This is a genomic window from Photobacterium sp. R1 (genome assembly GCF_054600795.1).
Window position 1 is genome coordinate 123,542 of sequence record NZ_BAAHZP010000010.1, and the last position, 23,529, is coordinate 147,070.

The 23,529-nt window shown below is 51.3% G+C and carries 16 protein-coding genes; 11 read left to right on the forward strand and 5 right to left on the reverse strand.

Annotation, left to right across the window (positions count from 1 at the left end):
• Window positions 1-36: 36 nt before the first annotated feature.
• A complete protein-coding gene (ald, locus tag ACYP03_RS16955) occupies window positions 37-1,158 on the reverse strand; it encodes an alanine dehydrogenase (RefSeq protein WP_248140984.1) in 1,122 nt (373 codons plus the stop codon).
• Between the two features lie 156 nt (window positions 1,159-1,314).
• On the opposite strand from ald, the gene lrp reads away from it, so the two are divergent.
• The 5 genes from lrp (at window position 1,315) to serS (ending at window position 8,643) form a co-directional block, all read left to right on the forward strand.
• Window positions 1,315-1,809: a leucine-responsive transcriptional regulator Lrp gene (gene lrp / locus ACYP03_RS16960; protein WP_027252761.1), complete on the forward strand. Its 495-nt coding sequence runs from the start codon at window positions 1,315-1,317 to the stop codon at window positions 1,807-1,809.
• 385 nt (window positions 1,810-2,194) lie between these two features.
• Entirely contained in the window at window positions 2,195-5,188 is a 2,994-nt protein-coding gene (locus tag ACYP03_RS16965; protein WP_459781202.1) for a DNA translocase FtsK, read from the forward strand.
• Between the two features lie 33 nt (window positions 5,189-5,221).
• Window positions 5,222-5,818, forward strand: coding sequence for an outer membrane lipoprotein chaperone LolA (gene lolA / locus ACYP03_RS16970; RefSeq protein ID WP_371929407.1), 597 nt, complete (start codon window positions 5,222-5,224; stop codon window positions 5,816-5,818).
• Between the two features lie 70 nt (window positions 5,819-5,888).
• Window positions 5,889-7,226, forward strand: a complete 1,338-nt coding sequence (locus ACYP03_RS16975) for a replication-associated recombination protein A (RefSeq protein WP_459781203.1) — start codon at window positions 5,889-5,891, stop codon at window positions 7,224-7,226.
• 124 nt (window positions 7,227-7,350) lie between these two features.
• Window positions 7,351-8,643 (forward strand): serine--tRNA ligase, encoded by a 1,293-nt coding sequence (serS, locus tag ACYP03_RS16980; protein ID WP_459781205.1) that lies wholly within the window; start codon window positions 7,351-7,353, stop codon window positions 8,641-8,643.
• A gap of 65 nt (window positions 8,644-8,708) precedes the next feature.
• Here the strand turns inward: serS and ACYP03_RS16985 are convergent, their stop codons facing one another.
• Window positions 8,709-9,596: a hypothetical protein gene (locus ACYP03_RS16985; RefSeq protein WP_459781208.1), complete on the reverse strand. Its 888-nt coding sequence runs from the start codon at window positions 9,594-9,596 to the stop codon at window positions 8,709-8,711.
• A 521-nt stretch (window positions 9,597-10,117) separates the two neighbouring features.
• Here ACYP03_RS16985 and ACYP03_RS16990 point away from each other — a divergent pair.
• Complete coding sequence (locus ACYP03_RS16990) at window positions 10,118-12,385, forward strand: tetratricopeptide repeat protein (RefSeq protein WP_459781210.1); 2,268 nt, start codon at window positions 10,118-10,120, stop codon at window positions 12,383-12,385.
• Between the two features lie 125 nt (window positions 12,386-12,510).
• Here the strand turns inward: ACYP03_RS16990 and ACYP03_RS16995 are convergent, their stop codons facing one another.
• Together ACYP03_RS16995 and metG are read right to left on the reverse strand one after the other, a co-directional pair.
• Window positions 12,511-13,812, reverse strand: a complete 1,302-nt coding sequence (locus ACYP03_RS16995) for a dicarboxylate/amino acid:cation symporter (RefSeq protein ID WP_248140977.1) — start codon at window positions 13,810-13,812, stop codon at window positions 12,511-12,513.
• Between the two features lie 405 nt (window positions 13,813-14,217).
• Window positions 14,218-16,257, reverse strand: a complete 2,040-nt coding sequence (gene metG / locus ACYP03_RS17000; RefSeq protein WP_459781211.1) for a methionine--tRNA ligase — start codon at window positions 16,255-16,257, stop codon at window positions 14,218-14,220.
• A 154-nt stretch (window positions 16,258-16,411) separates the two neighbouring features.
• Here metG and apbC point away from each other — a divergent pair, with 154 nt between their 5' ends.
• The 5 genes from apbC to ACYP03_RS17025 all read left to right on the forward strand — a co-directional run bounded on the left by apbC (window position 16,412) and on the right by ACYP03_RS17025 (window position 22,758).
• Window positions 16,412-17,500, forward strand: coding sequence for an iron-sulfur cluster carrier protein ApbC (gene apbC, locus ACYP03_RS17005; protein WP_459781213.1), 1,089 nt, complete (start codon window positions 16,412-16,414; stop codon window positions 17,498-17,500).
• Between the two features lie 213 nt (window positions 17,501-17,713).
• Window positions 17,714-18,358 carry a uridine kinase gene (gene udk / locus ACYP03_RS17010; RefSeq protein ID WP_459781215.1) on the forward strand — a complete coding sequence of 215 codons (645 nt, stop codon included), beginning with the start codon at window positions 17,714-17,716 and terminating at the stop codon, window positions 18,356-18,358.
• A gap of 213 nt (window positions 18,359-18,571) precedes the next feature.
• A complete protein-coding gene (gene dcd, locus ACYP03_RS17015; protein ID WP_248140970.1) occupies window positions 18,572-19,168 on the forward strand; it encodes a dCTP deaminase in 597 nt (198 codons plus the stop codon).
• Window positions 19,169-19,334: 166 nt separating this feature from the next.
• The gene (locus ACYP03_RS17020) at window positions 19,335-21,572 is read left to right on the forward strand and encodes an AsmA family protein (RefSeq protein ID WP_459781217.1); all 2,238 of its coding nucleotides are present in this window, start codon (window positions 19,335-19,337) and stop codon (window positions 21,570-21,572) included.
• Between the two features lie 133 nt (window positions 21,573-21,705).
• Window positions 21,706-22,758: a metal-dependent hydrolase gene (locus ACYP03_RS17025; RefSeq protein ID WP_459781219.1), complete on the forward strand. Its 1,053-nt coding sequence runs from the start codon at window positions 21,706-21,708 to the stop codon at window positions 22,756-22,758.
• Here the strand turns inward: ACYP03_RS17025 and cobO are convergent, their stop codons facing one another.
• Window positions 22,759-23,364, reverse strand: coding sequence for a cob(I)yrinic acid a,c-diamide adenosyltransferase (cobO, locus tag ACYP03_RS17030; protein WP_330959129.1), 606 nt, complete (start codon window positions 23,362-23,364; stop codon window positions 22,759-22,761). It abuts the gene before it with no gap.
• Between the last annotated feature and the right edge of the window lie 165 nt (window positions 23,365-23,529).

Here is a 23,529-nt window from a genome sequence, read left to right on the forward strand (position 1 = left end):
AGCGCTGAAAGGGAAGTTCGGGCTCTGAAATTCACATTAGTGCATACTCAGGGCCACGGTCGGGTCTGTATAGTGCAGATTAAAGGCTTCGGCGACTTCGCGGTAGGTAACTTTACCGTGAATCACGTTCAGCCCGGCAAGGAAACCGGGGTCATCCAGCAGAGCTTGTTTATAGCCCTTGCCGGCCAGTTGAATGATATAGGGGAGTGTGGCGTTGTTCAGTGCAAAAGCTGAGGTTCTGGCCACGGCGCCCGGCATATTTGCCACACAGTAATGAACGACCTGATCCACGATATAGGTCGGATCTGTATGCGTTGTCGGGTGCGAGGTTTCAAAGCAGCCCCCCTGATCGATGGCGACGTCCACCAGACAAGAGCCCGGTTTCATCTGCTTCACGTGTTCCGCCGTGATCAGTTTCGGAGCGGCGGCTCCGGGGATCAGGACTGCACCAATAATGACGTCGGCTTCGGGAACCATCCGGTCGATCAGGTCGTCGGTTGAGTAAAGCAGCTTCACTTTACCCTGAAACTCACAATCCAATGCCCGGAGGGTATCCAGGTTGCGATCGAGTACGGTGACATCAGCCCGCATGCCCATGGCCATCCGGGCCGCGTTTGAGCCGACGACGCCCCCTCCGAGGATCAGGACTTTGGCCGGTTCCACACCCGGCACACCACTGAGCAGCAATCCTCTGCCGCCCCGGGGGTTTTCCAGTGTCTGAGCCGCAGCCTGTACCGACATTCTGCCCGCAACTTCGGACATCGGAGCCAGTAAAGGCAACTGGCCTTTATGGTTTTTGACCGTCTCATAAGCAATACAAATAGATTTGCTCTGAATCAGATCCTTTGTTTGCTCATAATCAGGGGCAAGATGCAAATAAGTGAAGAGGATTTGCCCTTCGCGAAGCATGGCTCTTTCGACGGCTTGAGGTTCTTTTACTTTAATAATCAGCTCTGATCTGGTAAAAACTTCTGAAGCAGTCGAAAGAATGGTTGCTCCGGCAGATTGATAATCTGCATCGGACAACCCTATACCAGCTCCGGCCTGGGTTTCAATGAGAACCTCATGGCCGAGTGAAACCAGCTCTCTGACACTACTGGTGACAAGGCCAACGCGGTATTCATGGTCTTTGATTTCTTTAGGCACACCGATGATCATGCTGTGCTCCTTGATCGATTTAGCAGGGTAAGCTATGGACAAGGTTGAAATGACAGAGCTAATGGCAGTATAGTTTGACTAAAAGAGTATTTGATACTAAAAAACTCGTAGATGTAATATATTTTATTGCAAGGAAGTAAGAAGGTGGAATAAAAAATGGTAGATACCAAAAAGAAACCCTCCAAGGAGTTGGATCGAATAGACCGTAACATTCTGAATGAACTTCAGAAAGACGGTCGAATTTCAAACGTTGAGTTGTCTAAACGTGTAGGTTTGTCCCCAACCCCTTGTCTCGAGCGTGTACGTCGTCTGGAGCGCCAAGGCTACATCAGTGGCTATACTGCGCTTCTGAATCCCCAGTATCTGGATGCCTCTCTGCTGGTTTTCGTAGAGATTACGCTGAATCGTGGTGCGCCGGATGTCTTTGAGCAATTTAACCGCTCAGTTCAGGAACTGGAAGATATTCAGGAATGTCATCTGGTCTCCGGTGATTTCGACTACCTGCTGAAAACCCGCGTATCAGACATGTCGGCATACCGTAAGCTGCTGGGGGAAACCCTGCTGCGTCTGCCGGGTGTGAATGACACGCGTACATATGTGGTGATGGAAGAAGTGAAGCAGACCAACAATCTGGTGATTAAGACCCGTTAATTGGTCTGATTGCTGAACCTGCTTCTCTCGTGAATTCAAGCGGCCTTTGTGCCGCTTGAATTGTTTCTGAGAATGCAGAAAAACATTCGGTCTTGATTGCTGAAAAAGTCTGCAACTCATCATTGAATTGACATTCAGATGAATTATTTGTGTTATCAAGCAACTACAATAAAAGCCTGATGACTGAAGTATTCAGGTCGTGGCGTAAGTAGGCGCGCTTTTTCCTACTTTGCTCCCACATTTTTTCAGGCGGGTAACAATACCAGTGAAGTGGTATAAAATGGGTCACTTGGATATCACAGCGCATCATGCTGATCCGCTCAGCTGGGTTACTGTTACTTACCCCCCGGCTTACAGCCAGTTTTAGCAAGACCGGAGAGAATTTTTGAGGAAGGTAAAAGGCAAATTTCAGCCTGTGCGTTTGTCAGGTGGGCAGCGCTTATTGGAAAGTTTCCTGATCATCGGCATTCTTGCCGCAGTGTATCTTATGGTGGCGCTGGTCAGCTTTGATCCGGCGGATCCGTCCTGGTCACAAACGGCCTGGCAGGGACCGGTTCAGAACAAGGCTGGTGCTTTTGGTGCACTGGTGGCGGATACATTCTTTTTCACTTTCGGTTCTCTGGCATATCCCTTACCCGCCGTGATTCTCGGCGCGACCTGGATCATGTTTCGCCGTCGTGGTGAGCGGACAGCACCGGATTATATGATTTATGGCACCCGGCTGCTCGGGCTGCTGGTTTTGTTCCTGACCAGTTGCGGTCTTGCCGATCTGAACTTTGATGATATCTGGTACTTTTCTTCCGGCGGAGTCATTGGTGATGTGGTTGCCAACCTGACGTTGCCGCTGTTCAACCTGCTGGGCACCACGCTGGTGCTGATGTTTTTATGGGCGGTTGGTTTCACTCTGCTGACGGGGATTTCCTGGTTGCGGGTTGTCGACGGAATTGGAGAATCGACGCTGGGGATGTTCAGCTGGCTGCTGAATAAAATCCGGGGCGAATCGTCGCAAACCCTGACACCTTTTGCCTCTGAAATTCCTGACGAAAGCCAGACGCCTTATGCTGCGACTTTGCTCGACAAGCCGAATGGGTCTGAGATTGACGACGATGACGTCTTACTGAAAAAGCCAGCGGTACGGGTGGCTTACACCCCAACTTCGTTTGCAGACACTGTACTGAACGAAGCGCCGAAGCCTGGTCTCACGTCTGCCGGTTCTGCAATTCCGGCAGCGAAACCTGAGTCTGACGTCGCGGTGAGTACTCCGCCGCCTGCGGAACCGGCCATTGTGATGCCGGAGCGCAGCAGACCGACTGCTGTGCCGGTGAACCAGCCACTGGGTACGAACCCGGATGCTGCGGACCTGACGATTGAAGCCTTGCAGTCTCAGCTGGCTCAGGACGAAGACTATAGTGTGTATGCGCCAGAGGCAGGCAGGGCCCAGGAACATCAGCAAGAGCATACTGCAGAACTGGCCGGAGATGATTTTGATGAAGAGCCGTCTCTGGGGGATCTGTCGTTGATTGAAGACACGCCTGAATTAACTCAGCCGGACCCGGTGCAGGCATCTGAAGCGCCGGAAGAGGATGACCTTCCGTGGGAAGAGCAGGATGAGGTGGAACCTGAAGCAGCTTCAGCCTATGAGGATGCGTTCGAGAGTGAACACGAGATTGAAATCGGTGTTCATGATGGGATGTCTGAGCTGGAACGCGCTGCCGCTGCAGATGAAGCGGATGATGCAGAAGACGCAGAGGAAATCGATGCCGAAGAATCGGACGAAGAGGCTTTCCAGCGTAAAATCCGTGAGGCCCAGCAGCAACAGGCTTATGCTGCCGGTCTCGACAATCCTTTCCTGATGAAGAAAGACGTGGATTTACCGAAGCCGACATCCCCGATGCCGACGCTGGATTTACTTCAGCCGGCACAACAGAATGTGCAGCCAACCAGTGAGGAAGAGCTGAAGCACACGGCAAGGCTGGTGGAATCTAAGCTGGCGGATTACAAAATTAAAGCCAAAGTGGTTGGGATTTATCCGGGCCCGGTGATTACCCGATACGAGTTGGATCTGGCGCCGGGCGTGAAAGTCAGTCGGATCTCAGGGTTGGCGAAAGATTTGGCCCGGGCTCTGTCGGCTTATGCCGTGCGTGTGGTCGAAGTGATTCCGGGCAAACCGTACATTGGTCTGGAATTGCCCAATGAACATCGCGAAACCGTGTATATGTCTGAGGTGCTGGCCAGCGACCGGTTCCAGAATATGCGCAGCGCGCTGCCGATTGTGCTGGGTTATGACATTGCCGGGGAGGCTGTGGTTGCTGACCTGAGTAAAATGCCTCACCTGCTGGTGGCCGGTACCACAGGTTCCGGTAAATCGGTCGGTGTGAACGTGATGATCCTCAGTCTGCTTTACAAGTGTAAGCCTGAAGACTGCCGCTTTATCATGATCGACCCGAAAATGTTGGAATTGTCGATTTATGAAGGAATTCCGCACCTGCTGACCGAAGTGGTCACTGACATGAAAGATGCCGGAAACGCCTTGCGCTGGTGTGTGGGCGAGATGGAGCGCCGTTATAAACTGATGGCCGCAGTTGGGGTTCGTAATCTGGCCGGCTTTAATGCCAAGCTGAAAGAAGCTGCTGCAGCCGGTCATCCGATTCACGATCCGTTATGGCGACCTGGCGATTCTTTAGACGAACACCCGCCGCTGTTGGAGAAAATGCCGAGTATTGTGGTCATAGTGGATGAGTTTGCTGATCTGATGATGGTCGTCGGCAAGAAAGTTGAGGAACTGATTGCGCGTCTGGCCCAGAAAGCGCGGGCTTCAGGGATCCATCTGGTTCTGGCAACTCAGCGTCCGTCGGTGGATGTGATTACCGGTCTGATCAAGGCCAATATTCCAAGCCGGATGGCGTTTACGGTATCCACCAAGACCGACTCACGGACCATTCTGGATCAGGGGGGTGCCGAATCACTGCTGGGTATGGGTGACATGTTGTACCTGCCGGCGGGTCAGAGTCATACAGTGCGTGTTCACGGGGCATTTGCCTCTGATGATGACGTGCATAACGTGGTCAATGACTGGAAAGCCAGAGGTAAACCTCAGTACATTGACGGCATTCTGAATGCCGATCAGGGGACTGAAGGCATGTTGCCCGGAGAGAGTCCGGCCGGTGGAGATGACGATTTGGATCAGCTGTTTGATCAGGTTGCAGCGTTTGTCGCTGAAAGTCGTCGCGGGTCAGTCTCTGGTGTGCAGCGCCGCTTTAAAATTGGCTACAACCGGGCTGCCCGGATTGTAGAACAGCTGGAAGCACACGGTATCGTCAGTCCGCCCGGGCATAACGGCAACCGTGAGGTTCTGGCTCCCGCTCCAACAGGAGATTAATGAATGAAGAAACACCCGAAAATGATAAAGACAGTGCAGCGAATTCTTTTGGCTGCGGCGCTCCTGCCTGGTCTGGCTTTTGCCAGTGCGCAGCAGGAGCTGAGCCAGCGTCTGAATAAAGTGGATGCGTTCAGTGCGAGTTTTACTCAGAAAGTTACCAGCCCGGAAGGCGACCTGCTGGTTGAAGGTCAGGGGAAAGTATCGGTGCAACGTCCGAATCTGTTCCGCTGGCATGCAGATACGCCGGATGAAAACCTGCTGGTTTCTGATGGCCGGACCTTGTGGTATTACACCCCGATGGTTGAACAGGTGACGGCGATGAAGCTGGAGGATGCAACTGAGCAGACGCCTTTTGTTCTGCTGATCCGGAATCAGAATCAGGATTGGGCAAAATATAACGTCGTGCAAACTGCTGATACATTCACGCTGACCCCGAAAGACCGTGCCGCTGTGACCGGTAAGTTTGTCGTGACCGTCGGTAAAGATGGCCAGGTCCGCGGCTTCTCGGTGGAAGAACAGGACGGTCAGCTCAGTCAGTTCCGTTTTGCTCAGTTTGCCAAGGGCAAACAGGACAGAAAGCAGTATAGTTTCACACCACCTGCAGGGGTTGAGCTGGACGACAAGCGCTGATTGCGCTAAAAACAAGAGATTCATATACAGGCGGTAGAAATACCGCCTTTTTCAGTTTTGGATGGTCAGTGTGGATAACTTCAGTCTTAACTTTGCCTCGGATTTTCGTCCGCTAGCCGCTCGTATGCGGCCACGTACTGTTGAAGAGTATATCGGGCAGCAGCATATCCTGGGGCCTGGAAAACCGCTGCGAAGAGCACTGGAAGCCGGGCATCTCCATTCCATGATTCTGTGGGGACCACCGGGCACCGGAAAGACCACACTGGCAGAAGTGGCTGCTCACTATGCTAATGCTGAAGTCGAACGGGTATCTGCAGTGACCTCCGGAGTGAAAGATATTCGCGCGGCCATTGATAAAGCGCATCAGAACCAACAGGCTGGCCGTCGAACCATTCTCTTCGTAGATGAGGTGCACCGCTTCAACAAAAGCCAGCAGGACGCTTTTCTGCCCCATATTGAAGACGGCACCGTGACCTTCATCGGGGCGACCACGGAAAATCCGTCATTCGAGCTGAATAACGCATTATTGTCCCGTGCCCGGGTGTATAAGCTGAAATCCCTGACCCGGGACGATATTCTGACCGTCATCAATCAGGCTCTGGCGGATAAATCCCGTGGGGTTCAGGATGACAGCCTGGCCTTTGCACCGGAAGTGAAAGAAAGTCTGGCACAACTGGTGAACGGCGATGCCCGGATGTCACTGAATTACCTTGAACTGCTGGCTGATATGGCCGAAGAGCAGGAAGGTCAGAAACTCATCACACTGGATTTGCTGGCAGAAGTTGCGGGTGAGAAAGTGACCCGGTTCGATAACAAAGGTGATCTCTGGTACGACATGATTTCTGCCGTGCATAAATCGATTCGGGGTTCCAGTCCGGATGGTGCGCTCTATTGGTATGCCCGGATGCTGCAGGCCGGTTGTGACCCGCTCTATGTTGCCCGCCGTTTGCTGGCAATTGCTTCGGAAGATGTCGGCAACGCCGATCCGCGCGGGATGCAGGTCGCGATTGCGGCCTGGGACTGTTTCACCCGGGTGGGTGCTTATGAAGGTGAGCGGGCGATTGCACAAGCGATTGTGTATCTGGCCTGTGCTCCGAAAAGTAATGCGGTTTATACGGCGTTCAATCAGGCCAAAGCCGATGCGGCGAATTTACCGGACTTTGAAGTGCCGCCGCACCTGAGAAATGCCCCCACCAAACTGATGAAAGAGCTGGGGTATGGGGCAGAGTACCGTTATGCCCATGATGAACCCGGCGCGTATGCGGCGGGTGAGTGTTATCTCCCGCCTGAAATGCAGGGGAAACGGTATTATCAGCCTTCTGAACGAGGCTTAGAGGGTAAAATTCGTGAGAAGCTGGATTATCTGGCTTCTTTGGATGCAAAAAGCCCGCAGAAACGCTATCAATAACCGGTTTTTTTGGGTATGGTTTGTGGACGTACGTTAGGGGTTCTAACGTATTCAGATTTCAACTGATTTAATCCGCATTCGGATTAAACTTTGTGCAACATTCTATGACGAGCACAGGATTAGCATGCTAGATTCTAAACTTCTTCGAACTGAGCTGGACGCGACAGCAGAAAAATTAGCGCAACGTGGGTTTACCCTTGATGTAGAAACACTTCGTTCCCTGGAAGAGCAACGTAAGTCGATCCAGGTAAAAACGGAAGAACTGCAGTCCCAGCGTAACTCCCGCTCGAAGTTGATTGGTCAGCTGAAAGGCAAGGGCGAGCACGAAGAAGCCGAAAAAGTCATGGCTGAAGTTGCGGGTCTGGGATCTGAACTGGACGAAGCAAAAAAAGCGCTGGCAGAAATCCAGTCGCAGCTGAGCGATATTGAACTGTCTATCCCGAATATCCCGGATGAGTCGGCACCTTTTGGTAAAGACGAAGAAGAGAATGTCGAAATTTCTCGCTGGGGTGAGCCGAAGTCTTTTGATTTCGAAGTGAGAGACCACGTCGATCTGGGTGAAATGGGCGAAGGTCTTGATTTTGCCAGTGCTGTGAAATTGTCCGGCTCTCGTTTCATCGTGATGAAAGGCCAGTTTGCCCGTCTGCATCGCGCGATCGCACAGTTTATGCTGGATCTGCACACTGAACAGCATGGTTATACAGAAATGTATGTCCCTTACCTGGTGAACCAGGATAGTCTGTACGGTACGGGTCAGCTGCCGAAGTTTGGTGAAGATCTGTTCAATACCAAGCCTGCGACTGAAGAAGGCGTTGGTATGTCACTGATCCCGACAGCTGAAGTACCGCTGACCAATATGGTTCGCGATACCATCGTTGAAGAAGCAGATCTGCCAATCAAGATGACAGCACATACGCCATGTTTCCGTTCAGAAGCCGGTTCTTATGGTCGTGATACCCGTGGCCTGATCCGTATGCACCAGTTCGATAAGGTTGAGCTGGTTCAGATCACCCGTCCGGAAGATTCAATGGCTGCACTGGAAGAACTGACCGGTCAGGCAGAAAAAGTACTGCAATTGCTGAACCTGCCATACCGTAAAGTGATTCTGTGTACCGGTGATATGGGCTTCGGCGCAATGAAGACTTACGATCTGGAAGTCTGGCTGCCGGCTCAGAACACGTACCGTGAAATCTCTTCTTGCTCAAATGTTGGTGATTTCCAGGCACGCCGGATGCAGGCACGTTTCCGCCGTAAAGGTGAGAAAAAGCCTGAGCTGGTTCATACCCTAAACGGTTCTGGTCTGGCTGTTGGCCGTACCATGGTTGCCATTCTGGAAAACTACCAGCAGGCTGACGGCCGTATCGAGATCCCAGAAGTACTGCGCCAGTACATGGGCGGCCTGACACACATCGGTTAAGTTGGTCAGATTTGTTCTGAACCTGATTTGAATGAAAACCCAGCCTTTTGGCTGGGTTTTTTATTTCAGGCCTGTAGCTTGAGCTGTTCAGCGTCTGCGGTGTCAGCCTTCGACTTTTCCAGCAGCGGCACCAGACTGGCAGGGATGTCGGTGGGAAAGTCATCAATTGCTAGCGCGTGGGCAATTTCAAGCAGTTTGGCGTCAAATAGGCAGAATATATTGTCCGACAAGCTGAGCGATAATTTGTACAGTGCCAGCCTGCATGCATAGGTAGCACTGGCGGATTGCAACAGTGTGTCCAGATCCTGTTCCAGCTGATCGGCCATCAGGGATGGCCCCGGTACAGACAACATCAGGTTCATCTGACCTAAACGGCGTTGCAGCAAATTCAGGTGGCGGCGCAGCAGCACTTCAGTTTTGATCTTCCCGGGACGAAACGAGGCCACCGTTGCCCGAAACTGAGCCAAAGTATCCAGCGCATTCAGAGTGACCGGCCAGAATTGCTGGTATTGATCAAAAAGACTGTCATTGTCGGCGAGCAGCATGCTGGTGGTTAAGTGGTCATCAATCAGATACATCGCATGACGGATGCTTTTCCCGTGCATTGCCTGATTTCGGGACAATGAATGTGCAGGCCACTCATGACACAGCTGCTGCAGGTTCTGGTCCAGAATACGGTACATTGGCTTTTGTTCCAGGCTGACCTGACTGACCAGCTGGCTGCTCATTTGCAGGATCACGTCCTGTTCATGAAAGACCGGGATTGTATGACCTGAACTTTTCATCAGATGGCTGTGCGATAAACGTCTGTGCTGGCGCAGCAGCTGAATCAGCTGTCGTAATCCGAGAATCTGCTCAAAGTGGGCTTCGGTTTGTGCCTGTTGTTGCTTGTTGTAGAAATACCAGGCTGTCAGTGCCAGTACCGTCAGCGTTAAACCGAGAATAATCCACATATCGACTCCTTATCTGCCAGATGAGTGGCATCAATACTTTGTTGTTCCTCTTTGACGTTTTGATTCTGTTTTGAAGTCAGCTTATTGAAGCTTGTGTGCAGTTTCTTAACGACGTTTTACCCCAGCATTTCAATCATGTGCATGGGCAAAAAGCATGCCTTTCCAACTGCCTGTGGGAGATAGAAAAAGCGTGCTGATGACTGAATAACGCAAAAACTGAGCCAGCTTTTCAACGGGGTTGAAATTGAGAAAAACTCAGGTGGATACGGGTGAGAAGAATCCCCCAAAAGAAAACGAGAGTTTTTTGTTGCACTATTTAAGTGCGTTCTGTGGTCTGGAATGCTTTCTTATAGTGCAGTCAGGATTCGGAAAACCTTGAATTGAACCGCGACGGGTTGGATTGGGAAAGGGCGGGGCGGGGAAACTTCTGTTTCAGGGTATTTTTGTGAATCTCAATTATCATTGATATATCAATCAAATCTTAATGAAGAACAAATTGTGTTATGCCGCATTGTTATCTCATGAATTTATTGATTTTCATCAGCCTGATGTCCCTGTCCGCGCTGACCGCTGCGGAAAAATTTGAGGTCAGCCGTTGTGCTTCTTGCCATGAAAAAGAAGTACAGCAATGGCAGGGTTCCCATCATTTTCATGCCATGTCGCCTGCTTCTGAAAAGACGGTTCTTGGTAATTTTCAAAACATCAAACTTCAAAAAGACAATTTACAGTTTCAGCTTCGCATTGATGATGGTGAGTATCTGGTTGAAATAAAGGGTGATTCTGGCGAGGTGGTCCGGTATCCAGTGCGCTATACCTTTGGGTACTATCCTTTGCAGCAATATGCAATTTCTGTGGGGAAGGGAAAAATTCAATTCATCCCTTTTGCCTGGGACAGCCGGTCAGAATCTGAAGGTGGAACACGATGGTTTGAGTTATATCCGGATCAAAAAACACATGATTTATTTCACTGGACTCAAATGGGGCAAAACTGGAATCAAATGTGTGCCGATTGCCATACAACTGATTTTCAGAAAAATTTCGATCCGAAAACCCAGCACTATCAGTCCACTTACAGTGCAGTAAATGTCAGCTGCGAAGCATGCCATGGCCGTAGCCAGCAACATTTGGAATGGGCGAGGGGCAACACTGAAATTTCACAAAAAGGTTATCCTCAACCGATCGGAAAACGAACGCCACTATTTGTTTCTCAGCCCAATGGTCAGATGAAAGCAATGACAGGGTTGAAAGAGAGCCGGCAGGTTGCCGTGTGTGCTACTTGTCATGCACGCCGGACCCAACTGTCAGACAGAACAGCACCGCATCATTTTTCGCAAGACTATCAGGGCGCTTTGCTGACCTCAGACATTTATCATGTCGATGGTCAGATATGGCAGGAAGACTATGTCTGGGGCTCGTTTCTGCAAAGCAAGATGTATCAGGCTGGGGTGACTTGCACCAATTGCCACAATCCCCATTCCGGAGAAACGGTCCTGCCCGGCAATCAAACCTGTATTCAGTGCCACAGTGCAACAACCTATGACAATACCACGCATCACCGGCATGCCGCAGGTCGTGCCGGGAGTCAGTGTGTTGACTGTCATATGCCAGCCACGACTTACATGCAGATCGATTCTAGGCGTGACCATAGTTTTCGGATTCCGCGCCCCGATCTGACCGTCAAAACCCAGGCGCCGAATGCGTGCCAGCAGTGCCATGCTGATCAATCCGCACAGTGGGCTAGCCAGCAAATCAAAGCATGGTTTCCCCATAGCACGCACCGGTCTCCCGAACATTTTTCACTCACATTTCAGGCCGCGGATCAGGGGGCGCTCTCTGCTTCGGAGTCGCTGACGCGGATCGCCCAGAGCAGCCAGTATCCTGAGATTGTCCGGGCATCTGCGATTGTCCGGATGGCCGCTTATCCCGACAGAAATTCACAGGTCGCGATTGCACGCGCTGTCCGTGAAGATGAGCCTCTGAAAAGACAAGCCGCGATCAGTGCGACGGCTTTGTATCCCGTTGCTGAGCGCTATCGTTTACTGGCGCCATTGCTGGAGGATAATCGCGCACCCATCAGAGCCAGTGCGGCGCAAGCGCTGGCCCCAATGCTGACCATGCCGCATGTGATACAACTGACCGAGGCACAGAAATCTGTGCTGGAGCAGGGATTGGCGATTTATCGCGACATGCAGCGCTATCAGTCGGATCGTGGCTTTTCGTATGCAAATCTGGGAAATCTGGCTTTGGCGCTGGGGGAGATGGACGAAGCTGAGTCGCATTTTCTGGCAGCCATTGAAGTGGAACCGATTTTTATACCGGCCTATGTCAATCTGGCTGATGTATACCGGGTGAAAGGGGATGAATTGAAAGCGCGAGCTGTGTTGGATCAGGCGCTGAAGGTTCATCCGAACGAACCGAGCGTGTTGTATGCCAAAGCGATGAGCTGGGTACGAAGCGGGGAGAAAGTAAACGCAGCCCCGTTCCTGAAACGGGCGGTGGAATACTCGGAAGGGAACGCTGATTATCTCTATGCTTATGGATTATTACTGCAGGAACTGGGACAAACGCGCCAGGGGGTGGGGTATATGCATCAGGCGATGAAAGTCGCTCCCCAAAACCCAGAGATTTACTACACCGTGGTGCAGAGTTATCTTCAGCTGAAAGACTTTGATCAGGCGTTGTTTTATGCGCAGAAGCTGGCTCTGATGGTTCCCGGAAATGCTCAGATTCAGCAATTGATCCAACAGATTCAATTGATGCGCTCAGTACAACCTCGTACTGAGGGGTAATCTCGGGCTGTGCGATGAAACAGGATTGAAACCAGGTTGAGCCCCGGTAAAGGTTTTCCTGCAGGAACAAAAACGCCAGTCCCGGAAGACTGGCGTGTAGGGGAGTTGCGTTGTCGTCAGCAGGATCAGGCTTTATGCAGATGAACTTCTTCGTCTTTCTCACCCGCTTTCGGGTCGTTAAAGCGTTTGATGTCCATCTCGTTCTCTGACTTGCCGACAATACAGGTCACGACACTGTCACCGGTAATGTTGACCGCAGTACGGATCATATCCAGCAGTCGGTCCACACCCATAATGATGGCAATACCTTCAACAGGCAGACCCACCTGGTTCAGAACCATGGCCAGCATGATCAGACCCACACCCGGTACACCGGCTGTGCCGATAGAGGCCAGGGTGGCTGTCAGGATCACGGCCATGTAGTCACCCATGGTCAGATCGACGTTGAATGCCTGCGCAATGAATGCGGTCGCAACACCCTGCATAATTGCGGTGCCATCCATATTGATGGTTGCACCCAGTGGCACGGTGAATGAAGCAACTTTGTTGCTGACACCCAGACGTTTGGTTGCCGTTTCCATCGTTACAGGAATGGTCGCATTAGAAGAGGCGGTGGAGAAAGCGAACATGACCGCATCTTCCATCTTCTTGAAGAAAGTGAACGGGCTCAGGCCGGAGAACACTTTCAGCATCAGGCCATAAGTCACCAGAGCGTGCAGCATCAGGGTGCCGCTCAGAACCATGAAATAGCTGATCAGGTTCTTGATAGCATCCAGCCCCAGACCTGTGAACAGCTTCGCCATCAGGAAGAACACACCATAAGGGGCAATGTGCATCAGCAAAGCAACCAGCTTCATGATCACTTCGTTCAGATCGGCAAAGATACCGGCAATGCGTTCACCCGCTTTTCCGGCAGCGCTGATTGCAATACCAAACAGCAGGGCAAAGACAATGATTTGCAGTGTATTACCTTGTGCCATGGAGTTAATCGGGTTCGTCGGGAACATACCGATAATAACTTGGCCCAGAGATGGCGCTTCTTTGGCAGCAAAAGAGGTTGCAGCGGCAAGGTCAGCCCCTTCACCTGGTTTGAACAGCGTACCCATGGTCAGGGCGAGTGTAATAGCGACCGCTGTTGTGGTCAGGTAAAAGGCGAGGGTTTTTCCGCCCAGACGGCCCAGGGTACTGATGTCGCTCAGGGTGCTGGTACCGCACACCAGAGAAACGAAGACCAGTGGCACAACCAGCATTTTCAGGCTGGCAATGAAGATAGAGCCACCGACTTCAAACAAACCATTGACGATATAGTCGTGTACAAAAGGGACGTCCGCGAAAAGCGAGCGGATAACAAATCCAGTCAAAATACCCGCAACCATGCCGATAATAATGCGGGTGGTCAGGGACATTTTTTTGTTTTGGGTTTTCATGAAAGAACACTCCTTATTATAAGTTGCTCTGTTTACTGCTCTATTCTTTGAGCTTCAGAGCGCGGAGCAGATTACCAGTTCCGGTTACGAAGTCGTGGTGTAAAATCAATGTCATGATTTAAAGCTTGTTTGAGATCACACTTTATTGAGATGTTTGTTACTTAATGCTCATATCTTTTAACAAAACAAAAACCTTTTGGTTGCTTTGTATACTGATATAGCAAGCATTTTTTGGTTCGATCGTCTGTTCTTTGCGAATAAATCAAAAGCAATTTCTGTCGGGCATCTGTTCCTTGCTCTGGAACGGAAGATATGAAACGGGCAGGATTGATGTGAAAGGAAGTTCGAACAGAATAAAAAAGGAGCTTTCGCTCCTTTTTTGTGTTCAATTTGTGCGGCGATAAATTACATCACTCGCATCCCAGGCTGGGCACCATCATGGGGTTCCAGCAGCCACAGGTCTTTACCGCCAGGGCCAGCAGCCAGGATCATGCCTTCAGACATGCCAAACTTCATCTTCCGTGGTTTGAGGTTTGCAACCACCACGGTCAGCTTACCGACCAGATCTTCCGGATTGTATGCTGATTTGATGCCAGAGAAGACCTGACGGGTTTCACCGCCGATATCCAGCTGGAATTTCAGAAGTTTGTCTGCTTTCGGTACAGACTCACAGCTGATGATTTTAGCAATGCGCAGATCCACTTTGGCAAAGTCGTTAAAGTCGATTTCATCTGCAATAGGCTCATCAATCAGCGGGCCGGCAGCCGGTGGGGTTGCAGCGGCTTTTTCTGCAGCAGCATCTTCTTTTGATGCTTCGATCATCGCTTCCACGTGCTTACTGTCAATGCGGTTGAACAGTGCTTTGAACTTGGAGATTTCATGGCCGGTCAGTGGCTGTGCAATCCCTTCCCAGGTCAGCGTTTCGTTCAGGAATGCTTCAACACGCTCAGCCAGTTTTGGCATGACAGGCTTCAGGTAAGTCATCAGAACCCGGAACAGGTTGATACCGACAGAGCAGATTGCCTGCAGCTCAGCATCTTTGCCTTCTTCTTTCGCGACAACCCATGGGGCTTTCTCATCCACATACTGGTTGGCTTTATCCGCCAGCGCAGTCACTTCCCGGATGGCACGGCCAAACTCACGGTTTTCGTACAGTTCTGCAATGCGATCGGCAGCAGCAGCGAATTCCTGATACAGTGCCGGTTCTGCAAAGCTGTCAGCCAGCTTGCCGTCGAAACGCTTGGTAATAAAGCCAGCGTTACGGGAAGCCAGGTTGACGATCTTGTTCACCACATCGCTGTTTACGCGCTGGGTGAAATCTTCAAGGTTCATGTCCAGATCATCAATCCGGTTGTTCAGCTTGGCAGCGTAGTAGTAACGCAGGCACTCAGGATCCAGGTGATTCAGATAAGTGCCGGCTTTCACGAAAGTCCCTTTTGATTTGGACATTTTCGCGCCGTTCACTGTGACATACCCGTGAACGAAGACATTGTTCGGCTTGCGCAGACCGGCACCGTCCAGCATTGCTGGCCAGAACAGGCTGTGGAAATACACAATGTCTTTACCGATGAAGTGGTACAGCTCAGTGGAACTGTCTTTGTTCCAGAACTCGTCGAAGTTCAGGTCGTCACGTTTGTCGCACAGGTTTTTGAATGAACCCATGTAGCCAATGGGTGCGTCCAGCCAGACGTAGAAGTATTTGCCGGTTTCACCCGGGATCTCAAAGCCGAAGTAGGGCGCATCACGGGAAATGTCCCACTGCTGCAGACCACCGTCGAACCATTCCTGCATTTTATTGGCTGTTTCTTCCTGCAGCGCGCCCGACTTGGTCCATTCTTTCAGCATGGATTCAAACTGCGGCAGATCGAAGAAGAAGTGGACGGAGTCTTTCATCACCGGCGTCGCACCGGAAACCGCTGATTTCGGGTTAATCAGATCGGTCGGGCTGTAAGTTTCGCCGCAGTTATCGCAGTTATCACCGTACTGGTCTTCTGCTTTACATTTCGGGCAGGTGCCTTTCACGAAACGGTCCGGCAGGAACATTTCTTTCTCTGGGTCGAACAGCTGAGAAATGGTGCGGCTGGTAATAAAGCCGTTTTTCTTCAGTTCGGTATAGATGAAAGAAGACAGCTCGCGGTTTTCTTCAGAATGCGTGCTGTGGTAGTTATCAAAACTGATATCGAAGCCAGCAAAATCCGCCTGGTGCTCTTTGCTCACTTCGGCAATCATCTGCTCTGGCTCCATCCCCATCTGTTGGGCCTTGAGCATGATTGGTGTGCCGTGTGCGTCGTCTGCACAGATGAAATGAACTTCGTTGCCGCGAAGGCGCTGATAGCGCACCCAGATATCCGCCTGGATATGCTCAAGCATGTGGCCAAGGTGGATAGAACCGTTAGCGTACGGCAGGGCGCAGGTCACCAGAATTTTTCTTGGGTTTGCAGCCATATTTCTCTATTCGCTCATGATGGGTAAAAAAGATATTAAGCCTTGAATACTACCCCAAGGCAGGCGTGATTCATAGTCTGACAATTGCAGCTGTCCGCGATGGAAAGTGGTAGGATAACAACAGCGTATTTCTACAACGGAGCAGGTAATTCCAATGTCGAATCATCCCGTGGGTCCATTTGCGGATAAATCAAGCTTATGTACCTGGCTGAATCAGTTCACCCACCCCTGGCTGCAGCATGAATGGGCAGACACACCGGGAATTGTTCAATGGCAGGGCGGCGGGCAGCTCAGCATTACGTTGCCTTTTGCAGCTTCGAGTGTGGCCGGTGCACTGGCCGACTGGATTGGCGATCAACAGGCAAAGCAGCGGGTGAGTAATCTGAACGTGACGATTTCGGTCAGAGTGGCTCCGCTCGCAGCTGGCGGGAAGTCGCCACTCAAAGGTGTGAAAAACCTGCTGGTAGTCAGTTCCGCTAAAGGTGGTGTCGGTAAATCGACCACCGCAGTGAATCTGGCGCTGGGTTTGAAGGCGCTCGGTGCCAAAGTCGGGTTGCTGGATGCGGATATCTACGGGCCTTCAGTACCGATGATGCTGGGGGCTGGCGATGAAAAACCATCTTCACCCGATGGCAAAATGATGTCGCCGGTCGAAGCACATGGCCTGTACACCAATTCCGTCGGTTATCTGGTGCCAGCCGAAAATGCCACAGTCTGGCGCGGTCCGATGGCATCAAAAGCACTGTCGCAAATCGTGAATGAAACCTTGTGGCCGGACCTCGATTATCTGGTGGTGGACATGCCGCCGGGGACCGGGGACATCCAGCTGACAATGGCTCAACAGATGCCGGTGACCGGTGCTGTCGTGATTACTACGCCGCAGGATCTGGCGTTGGCCGATGCTATTAAAGGGGTCAACATGTTCCATAAGGTGAATATTCCTGTGCTGGGAGTGGTCGAGAACATGAGTTACCACGTCTGCAGTGCCTGTGGTCATCATGAACCGATTTTCGGAACCGGCGGCGCAGAGAAGATGGCGCGGGATTATGCGATTCCGTTGCTGGCACAATTGCCGCTGCATATTCAGATCCGTCAGGATATCGATCAGGGGTTGCCGACAGTTGCCGCTTCTCCGGACAGCGAGCAGGCGAAAGCTTATGTTGAACTGGCCGGTCGGGTTGCCAGCCGACTCTATTGGCATGGGCAACCAGTGGCAGAGCAAATCAGTATCAAAACGCTGTAATTGTAGATGATGTAACTGTTTTCACCTGGGTTGTCGTTGCATTTGCATCATGCTTTGCGATTAAGATCGCATTTGCTCTGGCATCCCAGGCACCAACTCCTTATAATCGTGCGGTTTATTTTTTACCTGCAGTATAGTGCTGACACATTTTGTCAGCGATTTGCTGCGTTTGAGTAAAAGACCCGCTAGATTATCTTACAGGTGCTTTCTGATATGTCTGAACATTCACACCAGTGCGTTATTATCGGGATTGCAGGCGCGTCTGCATCCGGTAAAAGTTTGATCGCCAGAACCGTTTACAATGAGTTGAAAGAAAAAGTAGGCGATCAACAGATCGGTGTTATTACGGAAGATTGTTACTATAACGATCAAAGTCACCTGAGCATGGATGAGCGGGTCAAAACCAACTATGACCATCCGAATGCGCTGGACCATGATTTGCTGTGTGAGCATCTGGAAACCCTGATTCGCGGTGATGCAGTTGAAGTTCCTCAGTACAGTTACAGTGAACACACGCGTACGCAGGAAACCACCACGCTGACACCGAAGAAGGTGATCATTCTGGAAGGGATTCTGCTGCTGACGGATCCGCGTCTGCGTAATCTGATGCATGCAACCGTCTTTATGGATACGCCGCTGGATATCTGTCTGCTGCGCCGTTTGCAGCGTGATGTGGCTGAGCGTGGCCGGACCATGGAATCGGTTCTGCAGCAGTACCAGAAAACGGTTCGCCCAATGTTCATGCAGTTCATTGAACCCTCAAAGCAATATGCGGATATTATCGTTCCGCGTGGCGGTAAAAACCGGATTGCAATCGATGTGCTGAAAGCACACATTGCCCGCTTGCTGAAAGCGTAAAAAGCAGAAAGGCTGACGCAGGTCAGCCTTTTTTGTCTCTGGCCCCGGAGGCAAATCACAAGTGGCTGAGTCAAGCAAAGATAGACCTGATGCAGCACGCTCGTTATAGTGTCGGCACGTGAATATACCCAAGTGACCTGAATGCTTTTTCAGAGGTGATTTGGGTATATTTCTGACTGTTTTTGAATTTTTGCCCTGGAGAGACCCCGCAACATGAGACTCTGTGACAAGGACATTAAGACTTATCTTGATGAAGGTAAAATCAGTATTGAGCCACGCCCGTCAAACGATGTGATCAGTGGCCTGACCGTGGATGTGACACTTGGCAACAAGTTCCGTATTTTCAATGACCACGGCGCACCTTATATCGACCTGTCCGGGAAGAAAGAAGATGTTGCGGCTCAGATGGACAAAGTGATGAGCGATGAGATTGTCGTGGAAAACGGCGATGCTTTTTTTCTGCATCCGGGACAGCTGGCGCTGGCCGTGACGCATGAATCCGTCACATTGCCGGACAATATTGTCGGCTGGCTGGATGGCCGTTCTTCGCTGGCGCGACTGGGTCTGATGGTGCACGTGACTGCACACCGGATTGATCCGGGCTGGGAAGGCCGAATCGTGCTGGAATTTTATAACAGTGGCCGTCTGCCGCTGGCGCTGCGCCCGCACATGCCGATTGGTGCCCTGAGTTTTGAGATACTGTCGGGCTCGGCAGAAAAGCCTTATAACAAAAGGGCCAACGCCAAGTACAAGAATCAGCAGGGTGCGGTGGCCAGCCGGATCAGTGAAGACGAGAAAAAACACGGCTGATTTTTGGTCTCAAGTTCATTAAATTGCATTCTGTTTGATAAGGTCACCTTAACGGTGGCCTTATTTTTTGCTTTAATGAAGCCGGTATTTTGACATTTTTTGTTGGCATTTTTTTGTGCTGTGAGCAAAAAATCTAACTCCCCTGGCACAGGTTCCTGAGGACAAAATGAAGAAAATTCTCTATTTGCTACTGGCGATTGTCGTGGTGGTCGTCGTGGGTATCGGCGTTTTAGTAACGCTGATCGATCCGAATCAGTTCAAACCCCTGATTGCAGAACAGGTGAAGAAAGCCACGGGTAGGGATCTGGTGATGGAAGGTGACATCAGCTGGCGTTTCTTCCCGAGTATTGGTTTTGATATTGGCCGCACGGAATTCCGGAATCCGGAAGGGTTCGCCGAGCCAAATCTGGTGCAGTTTAATGAAGCCGGTGTGTCCGTCTCTGTATTGCCATTGTTCTCACATCAGCTGGAAGTGGGCAGGGTCACTTTAAAAGATGCCCGTGTCTTTATTCAGACACGCAAAGACGGTGTCAGTAACCTGGATGGTTTGACTGGCGAATCGGGTTCAACCGCCCAGCCGACACCGGAAAGTAGTCAGACAGAACCGCAACCGCAGCCAGCCGGTGACGGTGAACCGGTGGTTGAAGGGGAAACCGCAACCGGCGAGAAGTGGGTGATTCGTCTGGCAGGTATTGCGCTGGAGAATGCCAGTGTCAGTATTCGTGATGACAAAGCCGGTACGATGACGGCACTGGATTCGCTGAACCTGAATCTGAGTCAGTTTGCGCCGGGTGAATGGGCTGATTTGAGTTTTGATCTGGCCGGACAAAATGGTGCGATGCGCTTTACCGCTCAGGGCAAAACTGGCTTACAGATTGCGGAAACCCTGGATGATGCGTCACTGCGCAATACGGAATTGTCTGCCAGTATGACGGAAGCCGGGACGAAGCTGGAAAAGGTCACGGTGAAACTGGACAAATTTACGCTGGGTGACTGGGGTGAAGTGTCTCTGGCTGCCAAAGGGCAGGTACCGGATCTGGCTTTTGATGCCTCCGGTAAAATGCGTCTGATGGTGAATCAGGACAAGAACAAAGTTTCGGTTCAGGGGCTTGATCTGAATTCCTCGCTGGAAGGGGCAACGCTGCCGCGTCCGACCATGACGGTCGGTATTGCCGGTGATGCTGAATATGATTTGAAAGCCAGTCTGGCGAAGCTGAGTCAGTTTACCCTGAAAGCAGACGAGCTGGCTCTGAAAGGGGATGCGTCTTTCAAACAGGCTGCGATCCCGATGATCCGGTTTGATCTGAACAGCGACGAAATCAACGTGGATAACTGGATTGGCAGCCCGGAAGAAGCGTCTGCGGGATCAGGACAGGCGGAGTCCGGACAAAAGCAGTCGGCTTCGGCGGAGCAACCAGCTTCACCTGCAGCACCGGCAACTGCCAGTGATCAGGAGCCGGATCTCTCGGCACTGAAACAGTTCGACGTTGCCGGAACCGTGAAAGTTGGCCGGTTTGTGGCGGCAAATGCCAAACTCAGCCATGTGGATCTGGCCTTTGCAATCAAGAACGGTGTACTGGATCTGGATCAATTCGCAGCGGAGCTTTATGACGGCACGATTGCTGCTAAGGCCCGTCTGGATGCGACGGGTAAGCTGCCGGTTTATCAGGTCACTAAAACTATCAAAGGGGTTCAGGTTCAGCCGCTCCTGAAGGATGTTGCGGATAACGATATTCTGGCGGGTACAGGAAATATTGAAGTCGAAGTGAAAGGCAAAGGCCTGGCGGAATCTCGTCTGAAGAAAAACCTCGACGGTACTGTTGCCATCAACTTTGCGGATGGTGCAGTGAACGGCATTAATATTCCGAAGATGATTCGTGATGCCAAAGCGAAGTTAAAAGGCAAGTCTGATTCTGCAGGTGATGAAGCGAAGAAAACCGACTTCTCTGCGATGACGGCGACTTTCGTCCTGAAAGACGGGAAAGCTTCCACCAACAATATGTATCTGGCTTCGCCGCTGTTGCGTGTGGATGGCCGTGGAAATACTGATCTGATCGAACAGACGCTGGATTTCCAGATTGATACCTCACTGGTTGCCACCAGCAAAGGGCAGGGCGGTAAATCGGTTGATGAGGTGGCAGATATTACCGTCCCGCTGGATATTACCGGAACTTGGCTTGCACCCGACTATAAGGTGAATTTCAAGGAACTGGTGAAGCGGAACAGTGAGCTGGATAAGCGCGCGAAAGAGCTGGAAGCCAAAGCGAAGAAAGAAGCAGACCGGCTGGAAGAAAAAGCCAATAAGGAAGTTCAGCGGGGTCTGGATAAACTGCTGGGCGATAAATCCAAAGATGACAAAGTCCAGAAAGCCGCAGATAAATTGCTAAAAGGTTTGTTTAACTAATTATCTGATTTGTCTGATGAAAACGGTCAGTTGCTTATGCGGCTGGCCGTTTTTTTGTGACGGGACGTTACCTGTGTCCTTCATTGGCGCACTGTTCTGATACAATCGGGAAAAAATTTGTGGAGAACAGTTGGTGGATTCAGTCACTCAAGCCGCTTTGGGCGCTGCGGTTGCCGGTATGATTGCCGGACGGAAAGCATCGCCGAAAGTGCTGGTGGCCGGCGCGATGCTCGGCACCATTCCGGATTTAGATGTTCTGATTGATTACGGTGATCCTGTTTCAGACATGGTAAAACACCGGGGATTCAGTCATTCATTGTTTGTACTTTTTCCGTTTTCTTTTCTGCTGACGCTCTGCTGGCAGCGGTGGCGGCCAACTCAGTTTGGTTTTGGCCATCTGTGGTGTCTGGTGGCAGCCTGTTTGATCACGCATCCGTTACTCGATGCTTTTACGGCCTACGGAACCCAATTGTTCTGGCCTATGCCTGTCAGTGTGGCGATCTCCAGTATTTTTATCATTGACCCGCTCTATACGCTGCCCTTACTACTGACGTTGCTGGCGGCGCTGATCTGGCGTGAACGGATAGCCAGCCTTTGCCGGGCGGGGATCATTCTGTCCGGGATTTATCTGGCCTGGTCGGTCGCGGCACTTCATCTGATTGAGCACAAGGTCGAGAAACAGCTTGCCGGGACGGCACTGGAGGGACAGCCGGTATTGGTGACTCCCACACCATTTAATACGGTGTTGTGGCGTATCGTTGTGCTGGATAACGAACAATACTGGGAAGGGTTGTCTTCTTTACTGGATGGTAGCCACGACGTGGCTTTTATTGTCAAATCTCGCGGTCACTGGCCTGAAGACGTTGCAAAACCGACAACCTTACAGGCGCTGGAAACCTTTACGGATCGTTTTGTGCGCTATGAAACGCAGGACGAGCAGTTGATTGCCACAGATCTGCGTCTGGGCATGGTCGACTATCTGCCGTTTCGCTTTGTTTTTGCCAGCAAAGATGAGCACCAGGACTGGCAGTTGCAACGTCCGGTTCAGCTGGAAAGTCCGTCCGTTCGAATGAAGCATCTGCCATCGCTCTGGCTGAGGCTGCTGGGAAGTCAGGATATCAATGCCGATCTCTGCCATGTTTCAGAGACCTGCCAGGCCACAGCAGCCCGTCCGTTATCCGGGTAATTACCAGTCCACGCCTTTGCGGGCTTTGATACCGCTCTCAAAGGCGTGTTTGACATTCCGCACTTCAGACACGGTGTCCGCCATATCCGTCAAACGGCGGTGGGCCCCGCGACCAGTGACGACGACCGATTGTTCTGGCGGTCGGCGTGCAATCGTCTCCAGGACGTCTTCAATATCCAGATATCCATAGGTCAGCATATAGGTGAGTTCATCCAGCAGCACCACATCATAGCTGTCATCGGTGAGCATCTTTTTACATTCAGCCCAGGTTTTTTCTGCGGCCAGCGTATCAGCAGTTTTGTCCTGAGTGTCCCAGGTGAATCCGGTACCCATGACTGCAAATGTGACCCCGAGTTTTTCCAGCAGATTCCGCTCGCCATTATCCCAGGTGCCTTTGATGAACTGGCCTACACCACATTTCTGGCCATGCCCGACTGCACGGGCAATGGTGCCGAATCCGGATGTCGATTTCCCCTTACCGTTTCCGGTAATCACCAGCAGGATGCCTTTTTCTGTCTGGGCGGCGGCGACACGGGCATCCACCTCATCTTTTACTTTCTGTTGTCTGGCTTTGTAGCGATCCTGCTTGTTCTGTTCGTCTGCCATGAGTTTCTCTTCGTTGCCGTTTGATTTGGAAAACCATCATTCTGAGGGAGGCAGTTTTGAGGTGCAAGGATTAACCTCATTGATTTCAGCCGCTCGTATTTCGAGGGGGATGTTGTGAGAGGGGCGATCGAAGCTATCCGGCGCTCGCTTGCAGGGGATGTAAAC